Consider the following 24,089-nt stretch of genomic DNA (forward strand, 5'->3'; position numbering starts at 1 on the left):
GGACATGAGACGGTTGCGACAGCCGTCGGGTACGCGAAAGCGGAACTCCGCAGGTCGTGAGGGGTGGAGCGCGCGCGAGGACGCGGGACGGCACGCGACCCGCGCCGCCGGACGATCACCCCGTCCGGTGGGTGAGGCGTGATCGCGGGCCGCGGGTCAGCCCGCGTAGAGGGCGTCGAGGGCGGCGCGGTGGCGCTTCTCGACGTCCTTGCGCCGGATCTTCATGCTCGGCGTCAGCTCACCCTCCTCGAGGGAGAGCTCGCGGTCGAGGATCGTGAACTTCTTGATCGTCTCCCAGCGGTTCAGCCGGGCGTTGAGGGTGTCGACGTAGCCCTGCACCATCGCGTGGACCTCCGGGCTCGCGACGAGCGCGGCGTGGTCGCGGCCGGCGAGGCCGTTGTTGTCGGCCCAGCCGCGCAGCGCGTCGGCGTCGAGGGTGAGCAGCGCGGTGCAGTAGTTGCGGCCCTCGCCGTGCACGACGACCTGGCTGACGTACGGGCACACCGCGAGCACCTGGCCCTCGATGGGCTGGGGTGCGACGTACTTGCCGCCGGAGGTCTTGAAGAGGTCCTTCTTGCGGTCGGTGATGCGCAGGTAGCCGTCGTCGTCGAGCTCGCCGATGTCGCCGGTGTGCAGGAAGCCGTCGTCGTCGAGCGCTTCGGCGGTCTGGTCGGGCAGGTTGTGATATCCGGTCATGACGCTGGGGCTGCGGAGCAGGACCTCGCCGTCCTCACCGATCTTGATCTCGGTGCCGGGCAACGGCCTGCCGACGGTCCCGATCCGGTAGCGGGACAGCTCGTTGACCGATCCGCCCGCGGCGTTCTCGGTCATGCCGTAGCCCTCGAGGATGATCACTCCGGCGGCGTGGAACCAGTGCGCCAGATCCGGTGCGAGCGCCGCCGACCCGGAGACGAAGAAGCGGATGCGGCCCCCGAAGCGGTCCCGGATCTTGGACAGGACGAGCTTGTCGGCCACCCGGTGTCGTGCGGCGAGCAGCGGCGGCACGCCCCGGCCGGCGAGCTGGAGGTCACTGACCTTGCGCCCCACCGAGATCGCCCAGTCGAACAGCTTGGCCCTGGGACCGCCCTCGGCGGCGATCGTGGTGACGATGCGGGCGTGGGCCTTCTCGAAGATGCGCGGTGCGGCGGCCATCATCGTCGGCCGCACGACTCCCATGTTGTCGACGATCCTGTCGACCCGCCCGTCGACGGCGCTGGCGAACCCGATGGCCAGCTGCGCCGAGAGCAGCACCTTGCCGAACGAGTGGGCCAGCGGCAGCCAGAGGTACTGCAGGTCGTCGGGGCGGACGAGGTCGAGCTTGGTGAGGGCGTCGCCCTGGTAGGTCCAGGCCTTCTGGGGCAGTCGCACGCCCTTGGGGCGGCCGGTGGTGCCCGAGGTGTAGATCAGGGTGGCGAGGTCGTCGGGGCCGATGGCGTCGATGCGGTTGGCGACGGCGTCGGGGGAGGTCTCGGCGAGCGCCCGCCCCTGCGCGGCGACGTCCTCGATGCCGACGACCCAGCGGTCGTCGTTGCCGGGCAGGTCGGCGGCCCTGCCGTCGATGAGGACGACCGCGCCGACGTCGGGCAGCTCGTCGCGGTGCGCGCGCAGCTTCTCGACCTGGTCGGCGTCCTCGGCGAAGACGACGCGGCTGCCGGAGTCGGCCAGGATGAAGGCGACGTCGGGCGCAGCGGTCGAGGGGTAGACGGTGGTGGTCGCGGCGCCGGCACACATGGTCGCGAGGTCGACGGTGATCCAGTCGTAGCGGGTGGAGCACATGACGGCCACGCGGTCGCCGGCCTCGATCCCGAGTGCGACGAGACCTGCCGCCAGCTGGCCGACCCGCTCCCCGGTGGCGCCCCAGGTGATCGACCGCCAGGTGCCGTCGGGCTCCGGCACGCGGAAGGCCTCGCGGTCGGCGGAGGCGAACACCCGGTCGTGGAACAACCGGGCGACGCTGGGAGCGGTGGACGCCGTCGTGGTCATGACCCGCCTCTATCCCGTATGTCCGTTTCGACGTGCGGAACCTATCAGTCGTACCCGTGAGTAACATGCGGCCGTGTGAGCGACTTCGACTGGGTGGCAGGCGCAATGACCTCCGGTGTCCCCTGGGTGCGCAGCAGCGGTGTCGAGTTCGACCGGGTCGACGCCACCCGCGCGGTGTGCAGCCTTCCGGACCGGCCCGACCTGCACAACCACGTCGGCGGCCCGCACGCCGCCATGATCTTCGGCCTCGCCGAGACCGCGTCCGGTGCCGTCGGCCTGGCCGCGTTCGGTGCCACCGCCGCGCGTGCGGTGCCGTTGGTCGTGAGCTCGTCGGTGCGCTACCGGGCGCTCGCCCGCGGTCCACTCACCGCCGAGGCCGTCCTCGCCCGCCCCGCGTCCGACGTCCTCGCCGAGCTCGACGCCGGCACCCGGCCGGAGTTCACCGTCGACGTCACGGTTCGCGACGCCGCCGGGACCGACTGCGCCACCGTCACGGTCGTGTGGACACTCAAACCGGTCCGCGCGGACCGGCCCGCCGAGGAATGACCGGGTACGACGGACCGCTCACCGCGGCGTCGGCGCCCGACCCCGATCCGCCCGGCGGGAGTACCGGCCGCCGCGAACCACCCGGATCACCGTCCATCGGGCGGTGATCCGTCGGACGCCCCTAGTCTTCGCGGCGTGCGCATCGTGATCGCCGGAGGACATGGACAGATCGCGCTGCGGCTGGCGACGTTGCTGGCCGCACGCGGTGACGAGGTCGTCGGCCTGGTGCGCAACCCCGCGCACGTCGACGACGTGGGTGCGGCGGGCGCGTCGGCCGTCGTGCTCGACCTGGAGGACGCGGGCGTCGACGCGCTCGCCGAGACCCTGTCGGGCGCCGACGCCGTGGTCTTCGCCGCCGGTGCCGGGCCGGGCAGCGGCGTCGCCCGAAAGGACACCGTCGATCGCGCCGCCGCCCAGCTGCTGGCCGACGCCGCCGCCCGCGCCGGTGTCCGCCGCTACCTGCTGGTGTCCGCCATCGGGATCGACAGCGAGCCCGACGCCGAGCGCGGCGAGCAGTGGGCCGCCTACGTGCGCGCCAAGAAGGCCGCCGAGGACGCCGTCCGCGCCACCGACCTCGACTGGACGTTCCTGCGACCCGGCCGGCTCACCGACGACACCGGCACCGGCCTGGTACGGCTCGGCCCGCCCGACATCGGCTACGCCGAGATCACCCGCGACGACACCGCCGCCGTCCTCGTCGCCCTGCTCGACACCCCGGCCACCGCGGGCCTCGTCCTCGACGCCGTCGGCGGGGACACCCCCGTCACCGACGCCGTGGCCTCGGCCGCCCGATGACCGCCGTACCGTCCGCCGCCGCGGACGACGAGTTCGACGTCGTCGTCATCGGGGCCGGGCCGACCGGCGAGAACGCCGCCGACTACGCCGTCCGCAACGGGCTCACCGCCGCCCTCGTGGAGTCCGAGCTCATCGGCGGCGAATGCTCCTACTGGGCGTGCATCCCGTCGAAGGCCCTGCTGCGCAACGGACACGTCGTCGCCGCCGCACGCCGACTGCCCGGGATCGAGGCCTCGCTCGACCCGGCGGCCGTCCTCGCGCGCCGGGACTCGTTCGTGCACGACCTCCACGACGACAGCCAGGCCGAGTGGGCGGAGGGCGCCGGGATCACCGTCGTCCGCGGGGTGGGCCGGCTCGACGGGGAGCGCACCGTCCGCGTCGGCGACCGGGTCCTGCGGGCTCGGCACGCCGTCGTCGTCGCCACCGGCAGCGTCCCCGTCCGGCCGCTCGTCGAGGGGCTGGACTCGGTGCGCACCTGGGGATCCCGGGAAGCCACCACCGCGTCGTCGGTGCCTGCGCGGTTCGGGGTGCTGGGCGGCGGTGTCGTCGGCTGCGAGCTCGCGCAGGCGTTCTCCCGGCTCGGCTCCCGCGTCACGCTCGTCAACCACGGGTCGCGCCTGCTGCCGTCGGCCGAGCCCGTCGCGGGGGAGCGGGTCGCCGCCGCGATGCGCGACGAGGGCATCGACGTCCGCCTCGACCAGGGCCTCGACGCCGTCTCGCCCGGTCCGGGCGACTCGATCGTCCTGCACCTCGGCGACGAGCGCATCGAGGTCGACGAGCTGCTGGTCGCCACCGGACGCCGCCCGAACACCGACGACGTCGGTCTCGACACCGTCGGCCTCGAACCCGGTGCGCCCCTTGCCGTCGACGACTCGGGACTCGCCCTCGGGGACTGGCTCCACGCCGCCGGTGACGTCACCGGCCGGGCACCGCTCACGCACATGGGCAAGTACGCCGCGCGGATCGTCGGTGCCGCGATCGCCGCCCGCGCCGCCGGGCGCCCCCTCGACACCGGGCCGTGGGGCGAGCACTCCGCCACCGCCGACCACGCCGCGGTCCCGCAGGTCGTGTTCACCGACCCCGAGGTCGCCTCCGTCGGGCTCACCGCCGACCGGGCCCGTGACGCCGGGCGGCCCGTGCGGGTCGTCGAGATCGACATCGCCGTCGCCGGGTCGTCACTGCAGGCCGACGGCTACACCGGCAGCGCGACGATGGTCGTCGACACCGAGCGCGAGGTGCTCCTCGGCGTCACCTTCGTCGGCCAGGACGTCGCCGAGATGGTGCACGCCGCGACGATCGCCGTCGTCGGCGAGGTGCCGCTCGCGCGGCTCTGGCACGCCGTTCCCTCGTTCCCGACGGTCAGCGAGGTCTGGCTGCGGCTCCTGGAGACCTACCGCGCGGGCGCCTGAGGACCGCGGTCAGGCAGTCTGCGTCAGGGCGGCAGCGACGCCGATCGCCAGCGCCATCAGCGTCACCTCGACCGCCGCCCAGCGCAGTACCGGGAACCGGCCGGTGGCCAGCCGCCGGCGCGCCGCGTTGCCCAGCACCGCGATCCCGGCCAACAGCACCACCTTGGTGATGACCAGCCAGCCGTAGCCGCTGGTCAGCAGGGCGCCGACCGACGGCAACCGCAGCAGTGCGTTGAGCACACCGGTGATCCCGACCCCGACGATGCAGAACGTCGCCAGCCGGGAGAACCGCGGCAGCACCGGGTCGAGCAGCGCGCGGCGCCCGCCGAGGAACAGCACCGTCGCCGCCAGCCCGCCGACCCACGCCGAGGCGGCGGCCACGTGCAACGCCGACATGATCACCGCGAGCTCGTGGTCCGACGACGTCCCCGCGTGCCCCGTCACCGCCGGCGTCAGCAACCCCAGCAGCGCCGCGACCAGCGCCGCGCGCGGCGGGACGGCGCCCTCACGGACCAGCCGTGCCGTCGCACACCCGACGACGACGAGCACGCACGCCGCCGTGAGCACCAGGCCGCGACCAGACGCCAGCGACGTCGCCCACCGCACCAGCTCGCCCCCGCCGACCGCGGTGACCGGGCGGCCGTACGCGTCGGCGGCGCGGAACACGACGTCGCACAACACGACCACCAGCCACGCACCGCCCACGCCGACGATCGCGCGGTCGAGCCTGCGGTCCAGCGTCCGGATGTCACGGTCGGACACCCCCGGCGTGCGGATCAGCGCCGCCACCAGGCCGAGACCGACGCAGGCGATCCCGGCGACGTCCATGCCGGACCGGGTCACCGCCGTCGCGACGCGGGCCGAGAACGTCGAACTGCTCAACGCATCGGCCAGCACCGCCGCGACGACGGCGGCGGCGACCGCGAGCCCGGCCCACAGCACCGGCAGCAGCCGGGACGTGGTGCCGGGTCGCGCCGCCGCCTTCGTCATCCGTTCCCGCCCGGGGTCAGCTCTTGCCCAGCCGCAGCGCGAGGGCGACGCCCCCGCCGACGAGCACGACCGCACCGACGATCCACGGCCACACCGGGGAGCCGCCGGAACCGCTGTCGGCAGCGGCGTCGGCGGTCGAACCCGGTGCCGCGCCCGACGCCTGTGGGGACCCGTTGACCGGCACCCCGGTCCCCGTCCCCGCCTGCGTCAGCGTGAACGACAGGACGCCCGAGACGGGGTGGCCGTCGTCGGACACGACGCGGTAGCCGATGTCGTACTTCCCGGCCGGGCCGAGCGGCTTCACCTTCACAGTGACCGAGTCGTTCGCCGCGACGGCGTCGCCGTCCTGGTAGGCGAGCCGGTCCGGGCCGATGACGGTGACGGTGTTGAAGCCCGTCTGCATCGTGTCGCTGAAGCGGATCGTGACCGAGCTCGGCCCGGTCGCGAGCGACGCGCCGTCGGGCGGGTCGCTCCCCTCCAGCTGCGCGTGCGCGAGCGCCGGGCCGGCCCCGAGGAAGAGTGCGAGACCGGCGGCGACCAGGACGGCCACCACCCGTCCCGCGAGCCGGGTCACCCGACTCACGGCGTGGTCACCTTCTCCTCATCCTTCGACGGGGCGCCGGAACCACCCGAGGGGCGACGGCTGCGCAGCGCCGCACCGGCGCCGAGGCCGAGGCCCAGCGCGCCGAGCAGCAGGCCGATGCCGCCCAGCCAGCGCGCCGTGGTGTCGGTCGTGCCGGCCGAGCCGGTGTCGCCGCTGGTCGCCGCCGCCGCGTCGTGGCCGCCGCCGTGCCCGCCGCCGGTGGCCGCGGTCAGCGTGACGGTCGGGGCCGGGTGCTCCGGCTCAGCGGCGCCCGGCTGCTCGGTCTCGTTCCAGTTGACGATCTTGCCGTCGTCGTAGGTCTGCGCCGTCGGGAACACGAGGCTTGTCGTGTCCTCGGGGAGCGGGCCGACCGACAGCGGGAAGTCGACGTACTGGCCCGGGCCGATCCGGGTGCCGGGCTGGGCCGTCCATGTCACCGTGGTGACGGCCTGGGTGATCTGGGTGCCGTCGCGCTCGATGGGCTTGGGCAGCACGCCCTTGGTGACGGTCGCCGTCCAGCCGGGCTGCGGCGTGGTGCGCGCCGAGGTGACGGGGTGGTCGACCGGGAAGGTCACCTCGATCTTGGTCGTGCCCGCGGTGTCGGACTCGTTGGGCACCCGGAAGTTGATGACGGTGTAACCGCCCTGCTGGGCGGTACCCGGCTGGGCCGTGACGTGGGCCAGGGCCGGGGAGGCGGCAGCGATCGCCACACCGGCGACGATCGTGGCCACGACGCCGCCGCGCAGGGCGGAGCGGCGCAGGGATCCGAACATGGGAGCTCCGTTGACTGGGGACCGCCGCCCTCGGGGCGGCGGCACGAATGGGGTGAAGGTCGGTTCACACCCGGTTCGGAGGCCCCCGAGGAGTACGCGGTCCGATCGCGGCCCGCGCAGTCGCGCCCGCGAGCGCCTGGCACGCCACGGCGAGCGTGGCGAGCGGACGGTCGGCAGGAGGGACCGACAGCCGGCGGGGGAGGACCCGCGCCAGCGCCGAGAACAGCAGGCAGAGCACCTGGTCGGCGTCGCGGATGAGCAGACCCATCACGACCGTCGCGACGGCGTGCATGGCGAACATCGACACGCCGCCCACCGTGCCGGCGGCTGCCGCGACGTGCGTGTGCCCGATGACGTCGAGCACCGCGTGCATCGCGAGCTGGCCCGAGGCGAGCACCGCGAGGACCCCGGCGACGCTGCGGCACGCGTCGGCCAGCGTGGCGACCAGGGCCGAGAGCAGCGGGAACAGGACGAGCAGCAGGCTCAGGTCGGGCAGCGCACCGCCACCGGCGACGTGTCCCACAGCGGTGATCAACGCCCCCGCCGACGCGACCGTCACTCCGCGGGCGCCGCGCAACGACGTGACCGGACGACGGCGCGCGGAGACACGGCCACGGCCGGCACGCGGGGCGTGCGCGACCGCGGCACGGGTCCCGGGGCCGCGCCTCATGGTCGGAGACGGTAGCCGGTGACCCCGACGGTCCCGCACGGACCGTGGGGCCCGCCACGTGGCGGTCAGCCCGGGACGCGCACCCCGAGGTGACCGAGCAGCTCGTTCTCCAGACGGTCGAGCTCGCCCGCGACCGCGCGGAACGCGGTGCGCCGCCGCGCCGTCGGCATCCGCTCGGCGGCCCGCACCGCGACCGACAGGTCGGCCAACCGGGGTCCGGTGTCCGCGGCGAACCGCTGGCCCGCCTCCGTGGTCTGCGCGTCACCCTCCGCGGCCAGCTCCGGCAGCGCCTCCGCGATCCGGGAGATCCGGGCGTGCAGTGCGCCGCCACGTCCGGTGTAGGCGCCGAGCTCGTCGGCCGCGACGCCGAGCCGGCGGGCGCGCCGGTCGTCCCACGCGGCACGGGCGGTGCCGGCGGCGGCCAGCGCGTACGGGGCGAGCAGCGGCACCAGCACCTTGCCGACGGCGACCGCACGGGTGATCTTCGCCGGGGTCGTCGCGGTCGCACTCGCGACGGCGTTGACCGCGGTGTCCTCGGCCGACCCCACGCGGCGGCCCGTCTTCTTCGCGGCCTTCGCCGTCTTCTTGTCCGCCGACGCGAGTGCCTTCGCCGTCCTGATGTCGGCGCCCGCGACCTTCTTCGCGGCCCTGGCCCGCGTCTTCTCCACCGAAGCGACCAGATCGGCCGCCTCCTTCGTCGCCTTCTTCTCGGCCTTCGCAGCCTTGCGGGCGGCTTTGGCCTGCTTCCCGGCCTGCTTGCGGGCCGAACCGCTCCCGCGCCGTCCGAGCAGTGCCATGCCGTCCTCCTCATGCGCCGGGCGTCCCGCCGACCGGGACCGCGCTCGGTCCCGGCCACCTTAGAGCCCGGACGCGCCGGTGGCAGGCGCAGAGGCTGTCGGTGGCGGTCTCTACCCTCGGGCGTGTGACGGTGAACGAGACCCCGACGGACACGGTGCGGGACACGGCGACGGGTTCGCCGTTCCCCGGCACCGGCGCCGCGGCCGTCACCGGTGTCTCGCTCGACGCCGCGGTCACCACACGGTGCCGCCGCCGCGTCCACCTCGACCACGATCCCGCGGTGGCCGACGCGCCCCGCGCCCTGCCCGATCCGTCTCTCGAGCAGCGCCGGGCCGACGCCCGCGAGTACCGCGACCGCGTCGGCGAGCTGCTCGCCGACGCGCACCGCGGCCTGTGGGCGAGCGTCCCCGGTGACGCGCCGGCCCGTGAGCGCGCCGAGGCCACCGCCGTCGCCGTCGCCGCGGGCGCCGGGCTGATCTGGAACGCGCAGCTGCCGCGCGACCGCGCGGGCGGCCGCCGCGGCGGCGCCGAGCTGCTCGTCCGGGTGCCGGGCGGCGGCTACGTGCCGGTTCTCGTCGTCCGCCACCGCATCACCGATCCTGGACAGGGCGCGCAGACGTCACCGCTGCTCGAACCGTTTCCCGGCCGTGCGGCGCCCGACCCCACCCGCAAGGTCCGGTCCCAGCCGCGCGACCTGCTGCGCCTGGCCCACCTCACCCGCATGCTCGGCGCTGCGGGGTGGGCCCCGTCCGCCGACGTGGCCGCCGCCGCGACCGGCGGCGTCGTGGGCATGGACGGCGACGTCGTGGTCTGGCACGACCTCACCACCGAGCACTGGCCCGGCGGGCGCAGCACCATGGCCGAGTACGACGCCCGGTTCGCCGACCGGGTCAGCGTCGCCGTCGCCGCCGCCACCGGCGGCCCCGCACTGGCGTTGCCCTCCCGTGTCACCGAGTGCCGTCGCTGCCCGTGGTGGCCCACCTGTGAGGCCGAGCTCGCCGACGGGCAGGACGTCAGCCTCGTCGTGCGCGGCGAGTCCGCCGTCGCGCTGCGCAGCGCCAACGTCGTCACCGTCTCCCAGCTCGCGGCCATGGACCCCACCCGCGAGCCGCCGGTCCCGTTGCCGGGCATGGCCTTCGCCGACGCGATCGCGCTCGCCCGCGCCTGGCTGCGCGGACTGTCCGTCGTGCGCCGGGTGCCCGCCGTGCCCGTCACCCGCGCCGACGTGGAGGTCGACGTCGACATGGAGAGCTTCGGCGAGGCCGGCGCCTACATGTGGGGCGCGCTGCTCTCCTTCCCCGGCGGCCGCCGCGACGGCGACGAGCCCCCCGGCTACCGCGCCTTCGCCACCTGGGAGCCCGTCCCCACCGACGACGAGGCCCGCTCCTTCGCCGAGTTCTGGACGTGGATCACCGGCGTCCGCGACGCAGCCCTCGCGAGCGGCCGCACCTTCGCCGCCTACTGCTACAACGAGCAGGCCGAGAACCGCTGGCTCCTCGGCTCCGCGGAACGTTTCGCCGGCGAGCCCGGCATCCCGCCGATCGCGCAGGTGCAGGAGTTCATCGACGCCGACTCCTGGGTCGACCTGTTCGCCGTCGTCAACGAGTGGTTCCTGTGCGCCCACGGCAAGGGGCTCAAGCGGATCGCTCCCGCCGCCGGGTTCGCCTGGCGCGACGCCGAGGCCGGCGGGGAGAACTCCATGCGCTGGTACCGCGACGCCGTCGCCCTCGACGGCGGCACTCCGGACCCGTTGCAGCGCATCAGGTTGCTGGAGTACAACGAGGACGACGTGGGTGCCACCCGGGCGCTGCGCGAGTGGATGACCTCACCCGCGATCGAACAGGTGCCGCTGGCCTCCGAGCTCTAGCGCGCGGGGCGCGCACCGCGGGTTCACACGACCGCCGCCGACGCGCCCGGCCACCGTTCACCTCGCGGCCGCCACCCGCGCCGACGATCGGGCGGTCAGGGGTCATCGACCGGGTGGCCCGCTCCCCACCGCGAGGAGCTCGCCGTGTTCGCTCGCCGCATCGCCGTCGTCGGGGCCGGGTACGTCGGTCTCACCACCGCCGCCTGCCTCGCCCACCTCGGCCACCGCGTCGTCTGCGCCGACATCGACGTCGCCAAGGTCGAACGCCTTCAGGCCGGGGAGATCGGCATCCTCGAACCCCGCCTCGCCGAGCTCGTCACCGAAGGCACCGCCGCCGGCCGCCTCCAGTTCTGCGTCGGCGCCGCAGGAGCCGTCGCCCGCCGCGGCGACGCACCCGTCGAAGTGCTCTTCCTCTGCGTCCCCACCCCGATGGGCGAAGGGGGAGCCGCCGACCTCGCCGCCGTCGAAGCCGTCGCCGCCGAGGTGCGGCACCTGCTGCCGGCCGGCTGTGTCGTCGTCACCAAGTCGACCGTCCCCGTCGGCACCGCCGGCCGCACCCGCGCCCTGCTGCGCCGTCGCGACGTCGCGGTCGTCAGCAACCCGGAGTTCCTCCGCGAGGGCACCGCCGTGGACGACTTCCTCAACCCCGACCGCATCGTCGTCGGCAGCGACCAGCAGGACGCCGCCGAACGCGTCGCCGCCCTCTACTCCCGGCTCGGCGCCCCGACCGTGCTCACCGACGCCGCCAGCGCCGAGATGGTGAAGTACGCGGCCAACGCGTTCCTGGCCATCAAGCTCTCCTACGTCAACGCCCTCGCCGAGCTCTGCGACGTCCTCGGCGCCGACGTCGCCGACGTCACCGAGGGGATGGGCCACGACCGCCGCATCGGTGCCGCGTTCCTGTCGCCCGGGCCCGGCTGGGGAGGTTCCTGCCTGCCCAAGGACACCAGCGCCCTCGTCCAGGTCGCCGCTGCCGCCGGGCTGGAGTTCCCGCTGGTCAGCGCGGGTATCTCGACGAACACGCGGCAGCGCGACCTGATGGTCGACAAGGTTCGCGGGGCCGTCGGACCGCTGGCCGGGGCGCGCATCGGGATGCTGGGGCTGACCTTCAAGGCCGGCACCGACGACCTCCGCGACTCACCCGCCCTCGCCGTCGCCGAGCTCCTCGCCGCCGAGGGCGCCGAGCTCACCGCCTACGACCCCGGCTGCCTCGCCGCTGTCCCGGGCGTCACCGACGCGGTGACGGTCGTCGACGACCCGATGCGCGCCGCCAAGGACGCCGACGCCCTGGTCGTCCTCACCGAGTGGCCCGAGTTCCGCCAGCTCGACTGGACCGCCCTCGGCGGCGTGGTCGGGCGCCGGGTCGTCGTCGACACCCGCAACCTGCTCGACCCCGACGTCCTGCGCCGCGCCGGGTTCTCCTGGATCGGCGTGGGCCGCCGCTGAGCTGCCCCGTCTCCTGCGGCGTCGCGCCCCTCGCCGGGGGTGCGGTGCCACTGGACGGGGTGCGAGCGAGGAGGGCCGGGCGGCGCGCGGTTCCTGCCGACGGCGCTCGCCCCGACCGGACACCGGACGGTCCGCGTGCGTGGCGATCGACGAACCCGCGCGGCGACCACCACCGCCGCGTGGCCGGCGCCGGCGCTCGGACCCCTCCCGTGCGGACCGCACACGGTGGCCGGTGTGCTGTGGCCGGAACGCTGATGCGGCCCCGGACAGCGGGCGTAGCCTGGGGCGATGGGGCTCTTCGGTCGGGACAAGGCGCGGATGGTCACCGCGGAGGAGGCGCTCCCGGGCCGGTCGATGCCGTTGGCGGTGCCCGAGGACCACTTCGTGAACGGCCACCGCATCCGCCCGCCCTTCCCCGAACGGTTGCACACCGCCGTCGTCGGCATGGGGTGTTTCTGGGGCGCCGAGCGGGTCTTCTGGCAGACGCCGGGAGTGTGGTCGACGGCGGTCGGCTACGCGGGCGGCTTCACCGAGAACCCGACGTACGAGGAGGTGTGCTCCGGGCTGACGGGGCACACCGAGGCGGTGCTGGTCGTGTTCGATCCCGCCGACGTCGGCTACGAGTCGTTGCTCAAGGTGTTCTGGGAGGGCCACGACCCGACGCAGGGCATGCGGCAGGGCAACGACCGCGGCACCCAGTACCGGTCGGCGGTCTACTGGACCGACGACGAGCAGCGGGCACTGGCGGAGTCGTCGGCGGCCGCTTACGGCGATGCGCTGCGGCAGGCCCGTCACGGGCCGGTGACCACGGAGATCGCGCCGCTCGGGACGTTCTACTGGGCCGAGGACTACCACCAGCAGTATCTGGCGAAGGTGCCGAACGGCTACTGCGGGATCGGTGGGACCGGGGTGTCCTGCCAGGTCGGCACCGGGGTGGCCGGCGACTGACCACCGGCTCCCGGCTTCACCGGGGCCCGGGCGGGGACCGCCGCCCGGGCCGCCGTCGCTGGGGAGCAACGAACGGATCAACGACGCTGGGCCGAACGGGTCACGACGTCGGACAGGTGCATTCCCCGGGAGGGTGACGACCCCGATGACGCTCGCGTGGACCACCGTGCCGGCGCCGGCCCCGATCCAGGCCCTCACGTGCGCCGTCGCCACCGACGGCGCGCTCGCCCATGTCGGCTGGGGCCATGACCACGGGACTCTCGACGCGCTGGCGCGGACGTTGGGGGAGGACCTCGTCGTCGACGAGGCCCGTACCCACGATGCGGCGTCGCAGCTCTCGGAGTACCTCGCCGGCCGGCGCCGGGTGTTCGACCTGCGGATCGACTGGCGGGGCATCCGGGGGTCGCGGCTCACCGTGCTGCAGACCTTGTTCGAGAAGGTGCCGTACGGGCGGGTGGTCGGCTACGGCGAGCTGGCGGAGATGTCCGGAGCGTTCGCGGAGAGCTGGAGCGCGGCGCGTGGCGTCGGCTCGATCATGGGCTCGAACCCGGTGCCGGTCGTGGTGCCGTGCCATCGGGTGCTGGCGTCGGCGGGCGGCGGGAAGCTGACGTTGGGCGGGTTCGGTGGGGGACTGCCGGCCAAGGAGTGGCTGCTCGCCCTGGAGGGTGTCCTGCCCCCGGCCCTCGACCTCTGGACGACGAACGGCACAGTCGCGCAATCCAGCCCAGTTGCGCCACCGTGCCGTTCGTTCAGGACGTCAGGTGCGGAACGCCTGGATGTCGATGTCGATCCGGAGCGTCCGGCCCACGGCCAGCACGCCGGCCAGGACTGACTGGTTCCAACTGATCGCGAAGTCGTCGCGCGAGATCTCCGTCGTCGCCGAGAACCCGGCGCGGATGCCGCCCCACAGGTCGGGGCCACTGCCGCGGTACGTGACGTCGAGCGGGACGGCGGCGCTGACGCCCTTGAGCGTCAGGACGCCGTCGACCCGCCAGTGGATGGCGTCGCGCCTGGTGAGGCCGTCGCTCTTGAAGTGGATCTCCGGGTGGGTGTCGACGTCGAGGAAGTCCGCGCTGCGCAGGTGCGTGTCGCGGGTGTCGTCGTCGGAGTCCACGCCGTGGGAGTCGATGACGACCTCGACAGAGCTGTTCTCCAGCGGGTCGGCGACCTGGATGCGGCCGTCGAAGCGGCGCAGCCGCCCGTGCACCGGGGTGAGGCCCAGGTGCATGGCTGTCGCGCGGATGCTGGAGTGCACCGGGTCGATCTGCCAGGTGCCGGGGGCGGGCAGGACCCGCCCACCGACGCGAGGCAGCTCGACGACGCCCAGCGCCGCCGGGGCGGCACCGGTGAGCGTCACGGTCCGGGCGGCGGGCTCGTGGCCCGGTGCCGCGATGATCACGGTGTAGGTGCCGGTGTCGAGGCCGTCGAGGACGAACCCGCCGTCCTCCCTGGCCGCGGCGCGCCCGCACTGGACCCCGGCCCCGTCGACGACGGTGAGCATCCCGCCGCCGACGGGCCAGCCGTCGGGTGTGGTGAGCGTGCCGGTGATGGCCGCCGTCACCGCAGACGCCCGCCGGTCGGCGATCCGGGCTCCTCCGGCACCGCGGGCAGGTCGGGCGGCGGAGCTCCGAGCGAGGTGGGCCTGGGCACCTCGTCGACCTGTGACCCGTGGACCTGCGGAGCGACGGGAGCCGAGCCCGCGACGACGGGCGCCGCGAACGCGATCTCGGTGGTGCTGGCGCCGCCCGCGGTGACCTGCACGACCGACGCCGTCGGCGCGTAGCCGCTCGCGGTGATCGTGTAGGTGCCCTCGGCGAGATCGTCGAAGGCGAAGGTGCCGTCGGCGTCGGTCACGGTGGAGCCGACGACGTTGCCGCTCGGGTCGATGAGCGTCGCGAGAGCCTCGGGGACGCCGCGTCCGGTGCTCCCGGCGACGACGGTCCCGAGCAGCCGGGCGCGCCGGGGGAGCTCGACGTCGTGCACGACCTCGGACCCGCCGGCCGGTAGCGCGACGCTGGTGGCGACGGGCTGGTAGCCGGTCCCGGCGGCGGTCAGCGTGTACTGGCCGTCGGGGACGCCCGCGAGCAGGTAGCGGCCGAGCTCGTCGGCGATGGTGGCGGCCGCGACGTTGCCCTGGACGTCGATCAGGGTGACCGCGACACCGGAGACCGGGCGGGTCTGGCCCTGCGCGTCCGTGACCCGGATCGTGCCGCGCAGTCCGCCGGCACCGGCGAGGGTGACGTCGTGGCGGACGGCCCGGTCGGCGACCGCGACCATCGCGGCGTGCGGCTGGAACGCGCCGGACGCGGCGACGACCAGGTAGGTGCCCCCGTTCGGGACGCCGATCCGGTACTCGCCGATCTGGTCGGACGTGGTGCGCGCGGCCTGGCGGCCCGTGGGCTCGGTGACGGTGACGACCGCCCCGGGCAGCCCGGCACCGTCGGCGCGGCGGACGGTGCCCTCGATGGCGGGCCCGTCGACGGGTCCGTCGGTGACGGCCGCCATCGGGGCGGTGACCCCGGGGTCACCGGGCATCGGGACGGCGGTGGGGGTGTCGGAGCGCAGGGCGTGCCTGCTGCCCTGGCCGTTGCCCTTGGCGGCCGCAGCGACGGCGGCCGCGACGGTGCCTGCGGCCCCGTTGGCGCCGTGTCCGTTGCCGGCGTGCCCGTTGCCGTTCGCGGCGAGGCCGTTCGCGGCGGGCCCGGCGCCTGCGGCGACGGGCTCGACGGTGTCGGCCTCGATCGCTGTCGGGGCGACGGTCCCGACGGACGCGCCCTCACCCGCGGCCTCCTCCATGGCCCGCGCCTGCGCGCCGGACATGGTGCGCAGCGGCAGCTCCTTGATGAACAGGACCAGCACGAACGCGACCACGAGGATGAAGCCGACGATGAGGAAGGTCAGCGTCATCGAGTTGGAGAAGCCCTCGAGGAACGGCCTGGCCAGACGCGGGTCGATCTTCTGCAGGAACGACGAGTCGTTCAGCACGCCGGAGGTGTCGGCGCCGCCGTTGAGAGCGGCGAAGAACGGTGCGTTGACGGGGTTGTCCCGGACGACCGGGTCGCCGACCGCGGCGAGGAACGTCGGGTCGGTCTGCGCGACCTTGAAGGCGTCGCTGATCTTGTCGGTGACCGTCGAGAAGAGAATCGACAGGAACACCGCGACGCCGAGCGTGCCGCCGAGCTGGCGGAAGAACGTCGACGACGCGGTCGCGACGCCCATGTCCCGCGCGGGGACGGCGTTCTGCACGGCGAGCACCAGGGTCTGCATGCAGCCACCGAGCCCGAGGCCCAGCATCGCCATGTAGAGGTCGAGCTCCCAGAGCGGGATGTCGACGTTGACGCGGAAGTGCATCAGCATCAGCGCGCCGACCATGAGCGCGGTGCCGATGACCGGGAAGATCTTGTACTTGCCGGTGCGGGCTGTGATCTGGCCGGAGAGGATGGAACCGACCATGATGCCCGCGACGAGCGGCAGCATCAGGAAGCCGGACTCGGTCGGGGTCGCGCCGTGCACGATCTGCAGGAACTGCGGCAGCAGCACGATGCCGCCGAACATGCCCATGCCGATGACGAAGCCGGCGATGCCGGTGATCGAGAAGACGCCGTTGCGGAACAGGCGCAGCGGGACCAGTGCGTCCTCGCCGTACATGCGCTCGGCGAGCATGAAGAGCGCGAAGCCGACCGCGCCGATGATGTAGCAGACGATGGCGCTGGTGGAGCCCCAGCCCCACTCGCGGCCCTGCTCGGCGATGATCAGCAGCGGCACCAGGAAGATGGCCAGGGCGATCGCGCCCGGCCAGTCGATGCGCCGGCTGCTCTTGGTGTGCGGCAGGTTGAGCACCTTGGCCACGACGAACAGCGCGACGGCGCCGATCGGCACGTTGACCAGGAAGATCCAGCGCCAGCCGTCGATGCCGGCGATGGTCGCCTGGCCCGACAGCACACCGCCGATGACCGGGCCGATGACGCTCGAGGTGCCGAACACCGCGAGGATGTAGCCCTGGTACCGGGCGCGCTCACGGGGCGGCACGATGTCGCCGAGGATCGTCAGCGCGAGGGTGAACAGGCCACCGGCGCCGAGGCCCTGCACCGCGCGGAACGCCGCGAGGCTGTACATCGACGTCGCGAAGGTGCACAGCACCGACCCGAGAAGGAAGATCGAGATCGCGAAGAGGAACAGCGGCTTGCGGCCGAACTGGTCGGACAGCTTGCCGTAGAGCGGTGTGGTGATGGTGCCGGTGATCAGGAACGCCGTCGTCGCCCAGGCCTGCTGGCTGAGGCCGCCGAGGTCGTCGGCGATCGTGCGGATGGCCGTGGACACGACGGTCTGGTCGAGCGCGGCGAGGAACATGCCCAGCGCCAGACCCACCAGGATGGTGACGATCTGCTTGTGGCTGAGCTCGCCGGAGTTGCGTTCCGGCGGCGCGGACGCCCCCGCAGCCTTCTGCTGCGGTGCGACGGCCTCGGTCGACATCAGATTCCCCCTCAGTGCCGGCGGGCGACCGGGCCCGGCGACATATCGTGCTGTTGGAAGTCGGTGCAGAAGTCGGCGAGCAGTGCGACGAGCGCCTGCCGCTTCTCGATGGGCCACGCGCCGAGGACCTCGGCGACGAGGCGGGCCTTGTACCTGCGGCTCTGCTCCAGTGCGGAGTGGCCGTCGTCGGTGACGGCGAGCAGGCTGGCGCGACCGTCGTCGGGGTCGGCGCGCCGTTCGATGAGTCCTTGCTTGACCAGGGCCGCGACCCTGCGGCTGACGGTCGACGGGTCGGTGCAGAGAGCTTCGGCGAGGTCGGCGGAGCGTTGCGGGCCGTCGGCGGAGGCGAGGTGGATCAGGACGTGGAAGGTGGCGCGGTCGAGATCGGCCGGTCCGGAGCCCCGGCTCGTGCGCTGGACCAGGCGGAACAGCCGGGCCAGCTCGTAGCCGAGGGCGTCGGCGACGGCGAGGTCGCAGGCCAGGGCGTCCGAGAGGTCGCCGGCCGGCGTGGGGATCGGAACGACGACGGACCCGCCCGCGGCCGGGCCGTCGGCGAGGTCCGCCGTCGGTCCGGTCGTGGAGATCGCTGCGCTCGTCACGGCCGCACCTCCGTCGATCTTTACCAATACTTTGCTTGTAACACGCAAGAAGTTGCTGGGCCCAACCATGCTCCTCTTACCTGCCGGTCGGCAAGTCGATTTCACCCGACTCGGTGGCATTCGTCCCGGAGATCCCTGAGACCTGCGCCACGCCTGGTCACGGTGCCGCACACGAGCCCGGTGCAGGGCACCCACGGTGACGGGCACTACCCTCACCGTGCACGTGACAGGCCCCCGGGAGGTTGGCGTTGACGAGTTTCGGCCGCTCGGCGAGATCGATCGCCCTCCTCGCAGCCATGGCCGGACTCCTTCTCGCCGGCTGTGCCGAACCCGGCCAGCTCGGTCACGACGGCCCGCAGGCCCCGCCCGCGGCCGGCCCCGTCCCCGCGGCGCAGGCCCTGCCGCCCCCGCCCCCTCCCACCGGGACCGCCGACATCGGCCGTGGCACGCTGCCGGCCCGCATCCAGCTCTCGACGCTCGGCCCGGCCGACGTCTCCGTCCGCACCGTCGAGCTCGCGCCCGGGGAGTCCACCGGCTGGCACCGCCACCCCGGGTTCGAGACGACGATCGTCAACAGCGGCGAGGTCACCGTCCAGACCGCGGAGGAGTGCGCCCCGACGCGCGTCGGGGCGGGTGAGGCCGTCTTCGTGCCCGACGCCGAGCCCCACGTCATGCGCAACGACGGCGCCCTGCCCGCGCAGCTCGTCGTCACCCAGGTGCTCGCGCCCGGCGCGCCCGACCGCAGCGGCGTGCCCGCGGCCTGCGGCAACTCGTCCCTGCGCTGATCGGCGCCGATCCCGCACCGCGCTGACCGGCCACTATCCCGCGTCGATCATCGGCCCCGGGTGGACCGACGTGGGATAGTGGGAGTGGCAGGGACGACGGGCGGAACGGCGGGGACGATGGCATCGAAGACGGTCGCCGGGGCCGACGGGCGCAGCTGGTCGGTGCGGATGAACATCGAGTGGTCGACGCCCGCGGTCGGCGACGAGTTCGAGCACGACGTCGACGGTGGCCGCGGCGCCGCGATCATGATCCTGTCGTCGCTGCTGCTGTTCTGGGTCGTGCTGATCTTCTGGTCGCCGTCGCTGGTGACCGTGCCCTTCTACCTGTGGTTCATCGCCGCCTTCGCGATCCTGTTCTTCCCCTTCCGCTGGTACCTGCGCCGGCCGTACACGATCGTCGCCGAGACCGAGGGCGCCTACGACACGGACCTGCCTGCCGAGCACTGGTCCGGCATGGTCCGCGGCCGCTCGCGCGCGAAGGAGGAGATGCGCGTCGTCGTCCGCAGCCTCCGTACGCGCGCCACGCCCGGCCACTCCGACAGTCCGTTGCAACCGGTGAACTGATGCCCGAGCTCCCCGAGGTCGAGGCCCTCGCCCAGCACCTGCGTGACCACGCTGTCCACCGCCCGGTCGCGCGGGTCGACATCGCCGGCATGAGCGTGCTCAAGACGTTCGACCCGCCGGTGTCGGTGCTCACGGGACGCGTCGTCACCGGCGCGGCGCGCTACGGCAAGTTCCTGTCGGTCGAGTTCCACGACCGGCCCGGCGAGGAGCTCGACCTCATCACCCACCTCTCGCGCGCCGGCTGGATGCGCTGGCACGAGACCGCGAGCGCGACACCCCCGAAACCGGGCCGCGGCCCGCTCGCGCTGCGCGTGCATCTCGACGCCGTCGGCGGCCCCGGGTTCGACCTCACCGAAGCAGGCACCCAGAAGCGGCTCGCCGTGTACCTGGTGCGCGACCCGCAGGAGATCCCGGGCGTCGCGCGGCTCGGCCCGGACGCGCTCGCCCTGAGCCGCGACGAGCTTGCCGAGCTCCTCACCGGGCACACCGAGCGGATCAAGACGCTCATCGTCGACCAGAAGACGATCGCCGGCATCGGCAACGCCTACAGCGACGAGATCCTGCACACTGCGCGGCTGTCGCCCTACGCCGTGTCGGGCCGGCTCAAGCCCGAGCAGCTCGACGCGCTGCACGAGGCCGTGCAGTCCGTCCTCACCGACGCCGTCGAACGGTCCGTCGGGCAGGGCGCCGCGGCGCTCAAGGGCGAGAAGCGCTCCGGGCTGCGCGTGCACGCCCGCACCGGGCTGCCGTGCCCCGTCTGCGGGGACACCGTCCGGGAGGTGTCCTTCGCCGAGAGATCGTTCCAGTACTGTCCCGGCTGTCAGACCGGTGGCAAACCGCTCGCCGACCGGCGCCTGTCCAGGCTGGTGAGGTGAGGGAGCCGTCGTGGGAGAGCTGCTGAGCTCACCGACAGCGCTGCTGGTCCTCGTCGGTGTCGTGATCATCGTCCTGCTGGTCGTGCTGTTCCTGCAGCTGCGGCGGGCCCGGCGCAACACGTTCGCCACCCCGCTCGAGCGCGCCACCTTCGCGACGCTGCACACCGTCGCGCTCGCCGCGCCCGCGCTGCGGGAGGGTCTCTCGCCGAACTCGGCAAACTTCGCCCTGCCCTATCTGCGGGTCCTGCTCGACACCTGCGCGCTCACGATGACCGACGCCAAGGGCACCACGCTGGCCTGGGACGGCGACGCCGACCAGCACGAGCCCGACGTCGTCACCCTCGCCGACCAGGTCATCTCCACCGGCCGCCAGCAGGTCGCCTCGCACACCTCCATCTCGTGCGACCATCCCGGCTGCGAGGTGCGCGGCATCGTGGTCGTCCCGCTGGAGACCGACGGCTCGATCGTCGGCACGCTCGCGGCACTGACGACGTCGACGGCGGGACCGGTCCTGCTGCGGGCCACCGCCGAGGTCGCGCGCTACGTGTCGAGCCAGCTCGAGCTCGCCGAGCTCGACGAGTCCCGGCAGCGGCTGGCCCGCGCCGAGGTCCGCGCCCTGCGTGCCCAGATCTCGCCGCACTTCGTCTACAACGCGCTGACGACGATCGCCTCCTTCATCCGCACCGACCCCGTGCGCGCCCGCGAGCTGCTCATCGAGTTCGCCGACTTCACCCGCTACTCGTTCCGCACCGCGGGCGAGTACACGACGCTGACCGACGAGCTCACCAACATCGAGCGCTACATCGCGCTGGAGAAGGCCCGCTTCGGCAACCGGCTCAACATCAAACTGCAGATCGCGCCCGAGGTGCTCAACGTCGTCCTGCCGTTCCTGGCCCTGCAGCCGCTCGTCGAGAACGCGGTCCGGCACGGCCTGTCCGGCAAGCCGCAGGGCGGCACGATCACGATCACGGCCGAGAACGCGGGCTCCGAGTGCGTCATCATCGTCGAGGACGACGGTGTCGGGATGGACCCGTCACGGCTCACCGAGGATCTCGACGACGCGCATCTCTCCGGCGCGCACGTGGGCCTCGGCAACGTCGACGACCGGATGCGGTCGGCCTTCGGGGATGATTTCGGTCTCGTCGTCGACACGAACATCGGGGCCGGGATGAAGATCACTCTCAGGGTGCCGAAGTTCCGCGTCGGCATCCGCGCCTGACCCACCGGTCAGTGCCGCGGCTGGGCCCGTTTCCCGTCCCACTGGGTGGACGTCGCGTTCCGCGTACGGTGGTCGTATGGACACGTTGCGCATCCCCGCCAAGATCGCGTCGCGCCTCCCCGGGAAGCTCGGCGACCGCTCCGACAAGGGCGTCGTGTCCGTCGTCCGGTTGCACGGAGTCATCACCCCGCAGGCCGGGCCGGTGCCGCGCTCGGTGCTCAACGCGGCCTCCACGGACAAGGTCCTGGAACGTGCTTTCGCGCCCGACGGGCTGGTCGCCGTCGCGCTGCTGATCAACTCGCCGGGTGGCGCGCCCACCCAGTCCGCACTGATCGCCGACCGCATCCGCGGCCTCGCCGACGAGAAGAAGGTGCCCGTGCTCGCGTTCTGCGAGGACGTCGCCGCGTCCGGCGGATACTGGCTGGCCTGCGCGGGAGACGAGATCTACGCCCACGAGACGTCGATCGTCGGGTCGATCGGCGTCGTGAGCGCGGGGTTCGGGCTGCAGGGCCTCATCGAGCGCCTCGGTGTCGAGCGCCGGCTGCACACCGCCGGGGAGTCGAAGTCGCGGCTCGACCCGTTCCTGCCCGAGAAGGCCGACGACGTCGCGTGGCTGCGCAACCTCCAGGACCAGCTGCACGACATGTTCAAGGCCTGGGTCACCGAACGCCGAGGTAACCGTCTGAACACGGACAGTGATCTGTTCACCGGTGAGGTGTGGACGGGCGCCCGGGCTGTGGGGGCTGGTCTGGTCGACGGCCTGGGCACTCCGAGAGCGGTGCTCGCAGAGCGGTTCCCGGATGCCGAGATCGTGCCCGTCGAGTCGCGCAGGCCTCTGCTCGCGCGCCTCGGGATCGGCGGACCGGCGGCCGCGGCGACGTTCTCACCTGTGAACTCTTTGCTGGGGATCGCCGAGGCGGCCGAGGTGCGTGCACTCTGGGCGCGGTACGGTTTATGACTCGGTGTGGTCGATCGGATCCGATCAGTATCGGTACTCATCGGGTACCGATCGGACGGCCCCCTGGCACTCCGGTCGATTCACCGTCACCATAGTCGGCGGGGTTGCACGTGATCGTTCGGGCGACACCCTGCCGGGAGCGCCGGACACGCAGGATGAGGAGATCGTGGACAGCAACGACAGTTCCGGAGGTCTGGTCGTTCTCGCTGTGGACGACGAGGAACCCGCTCTCGAAGAACTGGCATTCCTGCTCAACGAGGACAGCCGCGTCGGCACCGTGTTGAAGGCCTCGGACGCCACAGAGGCACTCCGCATCCTGAACAACCGCCAAGGCGCCCGAGAGGTCGCGCCCGTGCCCGGCCGGGGGGTCACACACCCCGCCACCGGCACGCGCGTCGCCGAGCGCACCGACGTGGAGGTCGTCTTCCTCGACATCCGCATGCCGGGTCTCGACGGCTTGGAGCTGGCCAGGGTGTTCGGGTCGATGGCCACACCGCCGTCGGTCGTGTTCGTCACCGCGCACGATGACCGTGCCGTCGACGCCTACGAGGTCGGCGCCGTCGACTACCTGCTCAAGCCACTGCGTTCGGAGCGGCTCTCCGCCTCGCTCGACCGCATCCTGGCCAGCCGCGCCTCCGGGCCGGTCGAGCCGGCGCAGCAGGACAACGGCGAGGACGAGGTCATCCCCGTCGAGCTGGCGGGCACCACCAAGCTCGTACCGCGGTCGGCGGTGCGCTACGTCGAGGCCCAGGGCGACTACGCCCGGCTGCACACCAACGAGGGCAGCCACCTTGTCCGCATCCCGCTGTCCGTGCTGGAGGACCGCTGGCGCGACGCCGGCTTCGTCCGCATCCACCGCTCGTTCCTGGTGGCGTTGCCGCTGGTCACGGAGCTGCGGCTGTCGGGATCGGGCTACGTGGTGCGGGTCGGCTCCGGCCCCGACACCGCTGAGCTGCCCGTCAGCCGCCGGCACACCCGGGAGCTCAAGGACCGCCTGGTCCGCGCGACGAAGCAGGCCTGGAGCCAGCGGTGACGGCGCCGTGAGCGCGGCCGGGGGCCTGTCCGCCGGTGAGCGCCGGCGAGCGAGCCGGCCGAGCTCTGCCGGGGTCCTGAGGTGAGCACCTACACCGACGGCGCGCGGCCGTCGGTGTCGCCGGGGCCTCCTGAGCCCGGCGACGAGGCACGGCCCGCGGACGAGACGCGCGCGGCGGAGGCCGGGATGCCCCGGCAGTCGCTGGGCGTCGAGGACTCCGGTCCCGCGTGGGTCAACGCCGAGATCCAGCGCCGCATGCGCGAGGCCGCGAGCCGCCCGGGTGGGCGGCACGCTCGGCGTGAACGTGGCGGCGAGGCCGATCCGCCCGTCGACGAGCAGGGGCCGCGGGTCGCGCTGCCGGAGCCGCCCGCGGCCGCTCCGTCGACGCCGACGGCCCTGACGGCCACGCCCGCCGACGGAGAGCCGTCGCAGTGGCCGCCTGCCCGCCCGCCCGCGCATCCGCGGGTGCGTTCCATGGCGGTGCCCGACCCCTACTCCACCGACGGGCTGCGTCCCCCTCCCGAGCCGTTGCCGAGCATGCCCGTCGAGCCGCCGCGCACCGCGCCTGCGCGGCATGCCGAGTCCCCGCCCGCGGGCTCCCGGCCGGTCACGCCGAAGGCCGTCCCCGTCGTGGACCCGCCGGCGCGCGAGGTGCCGGCACGTGACGCGGCGGTCAGGGCGCCCGCTCCGCCGGCACTGCCGACGATCGTGCAGGCCCCGCCCCTGCCGCCGGGGACCCTGCCGCCGGGGACCCTGCCGCCGGGGACCCTGCCGC

The 24,089-nt window shown here is 73.5% G+C and carries 22 protein-coding genes and 1 pseudogene; 14 read left to right on the forward strand and 9 right to left on the reverse strand.

Annotated features, from left to right (window positions below):
- Window positions 1-156 precede the first annotated feature (156 nt).
- On the reverse strand, window positions 157-1,983 hold the full coding sequence (locus TOK_RS06720; protein ID WP_098956927.1) for a long-chain fatty acid--CoA ligase: 1,827 nt from the start codon (window positions 1,981-1,983) through the stop codon (window positions 157-159).
- Between the two features lie 75 nt (window positions 1,984-2,058).
- Here TOK_RS06720 and TOK_RS06725 point away from each other — a divergent pair, with 75 nt between their 5' ends.
- The 3 genes from TOK_RS06725 (at window position 2,059) to TOK_RS06735 (ending at window position 4,733) form a co-directional block, all read left to right on the forward strand.
- Window positions 2,059-2,529: a DUF4442 domain-containing protein gene (locus tag TOK_RS06725; protein ID WP_253258219.1), complete on the forward strand. Its 471-nt coding sequence runs from the start codon at window positions 2,059-2,061 to the stop codon at window positions 2,527-2,529.
- Between the two features lie 135 nt (window positions 2,530-2,664).
- The gene (locus tag TOK_RS06730) at window positions 2,665-3,324 is read left to right on the forward strand and encodes an NAD(P)H-binding protein (protein WP_098956929.1); all 660 of its coding nucleotides are present in this window, start codon (window positions 2,665-2,667) and stop codon (window positions 3,322-3,324) included.
- Window positions 3,321-4,733: an NAD(P)/FAD-dependent oxidoreductase gene (locus TOK_RS06735; RefSeq protein ID WP_098956930.1), complete on the forward strand. Its 1,413-nt coding sequence runs from the start codon at window positions 3,321-3,323 to the stop codon at window positions 4,731-4,733. The genes TOK_RS06730 and TOK_RS06735 overlap by 4 nt, the downstream gene beginning before the upstream one ends.
- Window positions 4,734-4,742: 9 nt before the next feature.
- Here the strand turns inward: TOK_RS06735 and TOK_RS06740 are convergent, their stop codons facing one another.
- The 5 genes from TOK_RS06740 to TOK_RS33845 all read right to left on the reverse strand — a co-directional run bounded on the left by TOK_RS06740 (window position 4,743) and on the right by TOK_RS33845 (window position 8,546).
- Window positions 4,743-5,723, reverse strand: coding sequence for a copper resistance D family protein (locus TOK_RS06740; protein ID WP_098956931.1), 981 nt, complete (start codon window positions 5,721-5,723; stop codon window positions 4,743-4,745).
- Window positions 5,724-5,739: 16 nt separating this feature from the next.
- Window positions 5,740-6,306 (reverse strand): copper resistance CopC family protein, encoded by a 567-nt coding sequence (locus tag TOK_RS06745; RefSeq protein WP_253258220.1) that lies wholly within the window; start codon window positions 6,304-6,306, stop codon window positions 5,740-5,742.
- The gene (locus TOK_RS06750; protein ID WP_098956932.1) at window positions 6,303-7,079 is read right to left on the reverse strand and encodes a YcnI family protein; all 777 of its coding nucleotides are present in this window, start codon (window positions 7,077-7,079) and stop codon (window positions 6,303-6,305) included. The genes TOK_RS06745 and TOK_RS06750 overlap by 4 nt, the downstream gene beginning before the upstream one ends.
- A gap of 64 nt (window positions 7,080-7,143) precedes the next feature.
- Complete coding sequence (locus tag TOK_RS06755) at window positions 7,144-7,749, reverse strand: hypothetical protein (protein ID WP_141566286.1); 606 nt, start codon at window positions 7,747-7,749, stop codon at window positions 7,144-7,146.
- Window positions 7,750-7,814: 65 nt separating this feature from the next.
- Window positions 7,815-8,546, reverse strand: coding sequence for a DUF6474 family protein (locus tag TOK_RS33845; RefSeq protein ID WP_253258221.1), 732 nt, complete (start codon window positions 8,544-8,546; stop codon window positions 7,815-7,817).
- 155 nt (window positions 8,547-8,701) lie between these two features.
- On the opposite strand from TOK_RS33845, the gene TOK_RS06765 reads away from it, so the two are divergent.
- The 4 genes from TOK_RS06765 to TOK_RS06780 all read left to right on the forward strand — a co-directional run bounded on the left by TOK_RS06765 (window position 8,702) and on the right by TOK_RS06780 (window position 13,640).
- Window positions 8,702-10,414, forward strand: coding sequence for a TM0106 family RecB-like putative nuclease (locus TOK_RS06765; RefSeq protein WP_253258224.1), 1,713 nt, complete (start codon window positions 8,702-8,704; stop codon window positions 10,412-10,414).
- 144 nt (window positions 10,415-10,558) lie between these two features.
- The gene (locus TOK_RS06770) at window positions 10,559-11,860 is read left to right on the forward strand and encodes a UDP-glucose/GDP-mannose dehydrogenase family protein (protein ID WP_098956935.1); all 1,302 of its coding nucleotides are present in this window, start codon (window positions 10,559-10,561) and stop codon (window positions 11,858-11,860) included.
- 288 nt (window positions 11,861-12,148) lie between these two features.
- A complete protein-coding gene (gene msrA / locus TOK_RS06775; protein ID WP_098956936.1) occupies window positions 12,149-12,808 on the forward strand; it encodes a peptide-methionine (S)-S-oxide reductase MsrA in 660 nt (219 codons plus the stop codon).
- Window positions 12,809-12,953: 145 nt separating this feature from the next.
- Window positions 12,954-13,640, forward strand: coding sequence for a methylated-DNA--[protein]-cysteine S-methyltransferase (locus TOK_RS06780; RefSeq protein WP_098956937.1), 687 nt, complete (start codon window positions 12,954-12,956; stop codon window positions 13,638-13,640).
- Here TOK_RS06780 and TOK_RS06785 read toward each other — a convergent pair.
- The 3 genes from TOK_RS06785 to TOK_RS06795 are packed head-to-tail and all read right to left on the reverse strand — an operon-like array spanning window position 13,566 to window position 17,880.
- Window positions 13,566-14,369 carry a YceI family protein gene (locus TOK_RS06785; RefSeq protein ID WP_098956938.1) on the reverse strand — a complete coding sequence of 268 codons (804 nt, stop codon included), beginning with the start codon at window positions 14,367-14,369 and terminating at the stop codon, window positions 13,566-13,568. The genes TOK_RS06780 and TOK_RS06785 overlap by 75 nt on opposite strands.
- Window positions 14,366-17,281, reverse strand: a complete 2,916-nt coding sequence (locus tag TOK_RS06790; RefSeq protein WP_098956939.1) for an MFS transporter — start codon at window positions 17,279-17,281, stop codon at window positions 14,366-14,368. The genes TOK_RS06785 and TOK_RS06790 overlap by 4 nt, the downstream gene beginning before the upstream one ends.
- A gap of 11 nt (window positions 17,282-17,292) precedes the next feature.
- A complete protein-coding gene (locus TOK_RS06795; protein WP_141566287.1) occupies window positions 17,293-17,880 on the reverse strand; it encodes a MarR family winged helix-turn-helix transcriptional regulator in 588 nt (195 codons plus the stop codon).
- A gap of 296 nt (window positions 17,881-18,176) precedes the next feature.
- Here TOK_RS06795 and TOK_RS06800 point away from each other — a divergent pair, with 296 nt between their 5' ends.
- From TOK_RS06800 to TOK_RS32410, 7 genes and pseudogenes are all read left to right on the forward strand, one after another.
- On the forward strand, window positions 18,177-18,665 hold the full coding sequence (locus TOK_RS06800) for a cupin domain-containing protein (RefSeq protein WP_098956941.1): 489 nt from the start codon (window positions 18,177-18,179) through the stop codon (window positions 18,663-18,665).
- A 117-nt stretch (window positions 18,666-18,782) separates the two neighbouring features.
- A complete protein-coding gene (locus TOK_RS06805) occupies window positions 18,783-19,229 on the forward strand; it encodes a hypothetical protein (RefSeq protein WP_098956942.1) in 447 nt (148 codons plus the stop codon).
- Window positions 19,229-20,104 carry an Fpg/Nei family DNA glycosylase gene (locus TOK_RS06810; protein WP_098956943.1) on the forward strand — a complete coding sequence of 292 codons (876 nt, stop codon included), beginning with the start codon at window positions 19,229-19,231 and terminating at the stop codon, window positions 20,102-20,104. The genes TOK_RS06805 and TOK_RS06810 overlap by 1 nt, the downstream gene beginning before the upstream one ends.
- Before the next feature lie 10 nt (window positions 20,105-20,114).
- The gene (locus TOK_RS06815; RefSeq protein WP_098956944.1) at window positions 20,115-21,323 is read left to right on the forward strand and encodes a sensor histidine kinase; all 1,209 of its coding nucleotides are present in this window, start codon (window positions 20,115-20,117) and stop codon (window positions 21,321-21,323) included.
- A 76-nt stretch (window positions 21,324-21,399) separates the two neighbouring features.
- On the forward strand, window positions 21,400-22,281 hold the full coding sequence (locus tag TOK_RS06820) for a S49 family peptidase (protein WP_098956945.1): 882 nt from the start codon (window positions 21,400-21,402) through the stop codon (window positions 22,279-22,281).
- A gap of 166 nt (window positions 22,282-22,447) precedes the next feature.
- Window positions 22,448-23,314: a LytTR family DNA-binding domain-containing protein gene (locus TOK_RS06825; RefSeq protein WP_098956946.1), complete on the forward strand. Its 867-nt coding sequence runs from the start codon at window positions 22,448-22,450 to the stop codon at window positions 23,312-23,314.
- An 81-nt stretch (window positions 23,315-23,395) separates the two neighbouring features.
- Window positions 23,396-24,089 (forward strand): annotated as a pseudogene (locus tag TOK_RS32410) (hypothetical protein); the annotation flags it as partial.

It is taken from the genome of Pseudonocardia sp. N23, from assembly GCF_002583555.1.
Classification (GTDB): Bacteria; Actinomycetota; Actinomycetes; order Mycobacteriales; family Pseudonocardiaceae; genus Pseudonocardia.